The following is a 3266-nucleotide window of genomic DNA, read 5'->3' as shown; positions in this document are numbered from 1 at the left end:
CGAGCTCGCTCGCGATGGTCGTCAACGATGACGCGGGTAACCTGATGCCCCGCGTCGTTCTTGCGTCCATCGCGAGCGAGCTCGCTCCTACAGGGTTGGGTGTGGATCAGTTCAGGGCTTCAACGATGGCCTTGGCCAGCGGGCCGCCGGAAGCGGGGTTCTGGCCGGTCATCAGGCGACCGTCGACCACGACCTTCTCCTGCCACACTGGGGCCGCTGAATAGTCAGCCCCTTCGGCGCGCAGTGCATCTTCCAGATTGAACGGCACGTCCGCCTGGGCGTAGCCCGCTTCCTCGTCGTTGGAGAACGAGGTCAGCTTGCGGCCCTGGACCAGCGGGGAGCCATCCGGCAGTCGGGCACCGATGAAGGCCGCCGGACCATGGCACACGGCGGCGACGATCTTGCCGCCGTTCCAGGCGCGTTCCACCGCACGCTTGACCTCGGGATCGTTGGCGATATCGACCATCGGGCCCAGGCCGCCGGGGAAGAAGATCGCGTCATAGTCCAGCACATCCACTTCCGACAGCTTGCGGCTGTTGGCCATGCGACGGATCGCGGCGCTGTTGCGGAAAGCCAGTTGCGATGGATCGGTTTCGTCGTAGCCGTCTTCCGGCGGGGTGCCGCCCAGTGGCGAGGCGTATTCGACCGCCACGCCCGCTTCGGCGAACACTTCGTAAGGGTGGGCGACTTCCGGGAAGAAGTAGCCGGTCGGGCGGTTGTTCGGGCCGATGTGCGCGGTGTTGGTGAGGATGAACAGGACGTGTTTGATGCTCATGGTTGATGCTCCTACAGAGGTTGATAACGCAGATTCAATTCAGATTCAGGCGGCTGCCGCGTGACGTACCGGCGCAGGGCGACGGTTACCGATGCGGGTCAGGCCAAACAGCGCCAGGCCGGTCAGTGTCAGGGCAAACCCGGCCCAGGCCGGGGAGAGCAGGCCGTAGCCAGCATCGAGGGTGGCGCTGCCGCCCCAGGCGCCGATGGCATTGCCCAGGTTGCACGCCGCCAGGGTCATGGCGCCCATCAGCGAAGGGGCTGCGGGGGCGAGTTTGGTCAGGTGCACCTGGATGGTTGGCAGGGACGCCATCAGCCCGGCACCGAGGACAAACAGGGCAGGGAACAGCACCCACGGGTTTTGCCCGGCCTCGGCGATGATCACCAGCACTGCCAGCGCAATCCCAAAGCCCAGGAGGATGCCGCGTAGGGTGTAGCGGTCAGCCATGCGCCCACCGACGATATTGCCGGCGGTCATGCCCAGGCCGAAGATCGCCAGGGCCACCGGGATCATGCTCGGCGCCAGGTGTGCCGCATCGGTCACGATCGGGCCGACGAAGGTGTAGACCGCAAACAGGCTGGCGATCCCGGTGGTGGCCACCGCCATCACCGCCCAGACCTTGCCTTTGCGCAGCGCCGACAGCTCTTGAGTGATCGGCGAACCGTTCAACGCGTCGGAACGTGGCAGCCACTGACGGATCGCCAGCAGCGCCAGGCCCGACAGCACCGCCACCGCCAGGTAGGTTTCACGCCAGCCCAGGTGCTGACCGAGGAAGGTCGCCAGCGGCGAGCCGATGATGGTCGCGACGGTCAGCCCGGTCATGACAATGGCGAAAGCCTTGCCTTCCTGACCGGGACCCATGATGTAGGACGCAACCATCGCGCCCGCACCGAAATACGCACCCTGGGGAAGACCACTGATAAAGCGCGCCGCCATCAGCAGGTCCAGGTCGGTGGCCACTGCCGACAGCACGTTGCCGACCACGAACAGTGCCATCAAGGCCAGCAACAGCGTGCGCCGGTTCAACCGGGCCGCGGCCAGGGTCACCGCCGGTGCGCCGATCACCACGCCCAGTGCATAGGCGGTGACGGCATTGGTGGCCTCGGGCACATCGACGCCCAGGCTTTCGGAGAACAGTTGCAGGATGCCCATGCTGGCAAATTCGGACGTGCCGATGCAGAAGCTGCCGAGGGCCAGTGCGAACAACGCCAAAGCTTGCGACAGTTTGTTGGGTGATGGGTTAGCCATGGATGCTTTCCTCGAAGAGCGTTGGGAGCGTTTCGGATGGCCCAACTATCGTTCAAGGGGAGATATTCAAGAAATTTACTTACTTGATGTTAGATATTCATAGGGCATTATGTCTGCCAAATCAGTGAACCGAGCGATGCCAAGCCATGCGTTACGATCTCAACCTGTTGCCGGTGTTTGTCGCGCTGATGGAGGAGCGCAGCGTGACCCGCGCCGCGCTGCGCCTGGGCATCACCCAGCCGGCGCTGTCCAACGCTTTGAACCGCCTGCGCGACACCCTGCAAGACCCGCTGTTCATCCGTGAGCGATACGGGATCAAGCCGACACAGTTCGCCGAAGAAATCGCCCCAGTGATCGCCGAGACCCTGGCCACCCTCGATGGCGTGCTGGCCGGGCGTCAGCACTTCGATCCCGCCACCGCCACCCGACAGTTCAACATCGCCGCCAACAGCTACGTCGAAATCGTGCTCATGCCCAGCATCATCGCCAGGCTGCGGCAGTTGGCGCCGGGGGTGAAAATGTCGCTGATACCGTTCGGTTACGATCTGGCGGAAACCGGGGTGATTTCCGGCACCACGGACATGGTGCTGGGCCGCATCGTCGAGCCGCCCGATAACCTGATCATTCAACATCTGATGGACGACGGCCTGGCGTGCGTGGTGCGGGCCGACCATCCGGACATCGACCGCAGTATGTCCCGCGAGCAATACGAAGCCCTGCGCCACGTCAACATCCAGCCACCGGGGCGCTTGCGGGCAGGGCTGTTCCAGGTCCTCGACCGCCAGGGCCTGCGCCGCGAGCTGGCGATTTCCGTGACGCATTTCCTGGCCGTGCCGGAGATCATCGCCGTGACCGATTACTGCGCCACCTTGCCCCGGCTGATCTGCAACCAGATCGCCAAGGATTCACGGCTCAAGGTGGTGGAGGCGCCGGTCGATCTCGGCACCTTCCCCGTAGAGATCGCCTGGCACGTGCGGTATCGCAACGACCCGGCACACCGCTGGTTCCGGCAATTGCTGGTGGAGACGGCGGCGGAGTTGTCCGGTGCAAGCTGATGTTCGGCTCTCCTGCAGGAGCGAGCCTGCTCGCGATGGCGGTGTGTCAGGCACAGGTGATGCTGGCAGTGCCGGCCTCTTCGCTGGCAGGCCAGCTCCCACAGTTTGATTGGGGTGAAGGCGAAATTTGCGTCCGTTGGAGATCCAGTGTGGGAGCGGGCTTGCTCGCGAAAGCGGTGTGTCAGGCC

4 protein-coding genes are annotated in these 3266 nt (G+C 64.3%); 2 read left to right on the top strand and 2 right to left on the bottom strand.

The features are described from left to right. Positions 1–106 precede the first annotated feature (106 nt). Both B0W55_RS29130 and B0W55_RS29125 read right to left on the bottom strand, forming a co-directional pair. The gene (locus B0W55_RS29130; protein WP_077049349.1) at positions 107–775 is read right to left on the bottom strand and encodes a type 1 glutamine amidotransferase domain-containing protein; all 669 of its coding nucleotides are present in this window, start codon (positions 773–775) and stop codon (positions 107–109) included. 45 nt (positions 776–820) lie between these two features. Further along, positions 821–2023 carry an MFS transporter gene (locus B0W55_RS29125; RefSeq protein WP_077049348.1) on the bottom strand — a complete coding sequence of 401 codons (1203 nt, stop codon included), beginning with the start codon at positions 2021–2023 and terminating at the stop codon, positions 821–823. Positions 2024–2169: 146 nt separating this feature from the next. Between B0W55_RS29125 and B0W55_RS29120 the strand changes: the two genes are divergently transcribed. Both B0W55_RS29120 and B0W55_RS31005 read left to right on the top strand, forming a co-directional pair. After that, complete coding sequence (locus B0W55_RS29120; protein ID WP_077049347.1) at positions 2170–3078, top strand: LysR substrate-binding domain-containing protein; 909 nt, start codon at positions 2170–2172, stop codon at positions 3076–3078. Beyond that, the coding region (locus B0W55_RS31005; RefSeq protein WP_218189782.1) for a hypothetical protein at positions 3078–3266 on the top strand (189 nt) is incomplete at its 3' end. The genes B0W55_RS29120 and B0W55_RS31005, both read left to right, overlap by 1 nt.

The sequence above is a fragment of the Pseudomonas sp. KK4 genome (genome assembly GCF_001984065.1).
In the GTDB taxonomy this organism is placed as follows: domain Bacteria; phylum Pseudomonadota; class Gammaproteobacteria; order Pseudomonadales; family Pseudomonadaceae; genus Aquipseudomonas.
This window is presented reverse-complemented; position numbering and strand designations above follow the sequence as displayed.

Excerpts from the sequence above, each read along its gene's own strand:
- B0W55_RS29125 (WP_077049348.1), bottom strand. The coding sequence starts at position 2,023 with ATGGCTAACCCATCACCCAACAAACTGTCGCAAGCTTTGGCGTTGTTC.
- B0W55_RS29130 (WP_077049349.1), bottom strand. The coding sequence starts at position 775 with ATGAGCATCAAACACGTCCTGTTCATCCTCACCAACACCGCGCACATC.
- B0W55_RS29120 (WP_077049347.1), top strand. The coding sequence starts at position 2,170 with ATGCGTTACGATCTCAACCTGTTGCCGGTGTTTGTCGCGCTGATGGAG.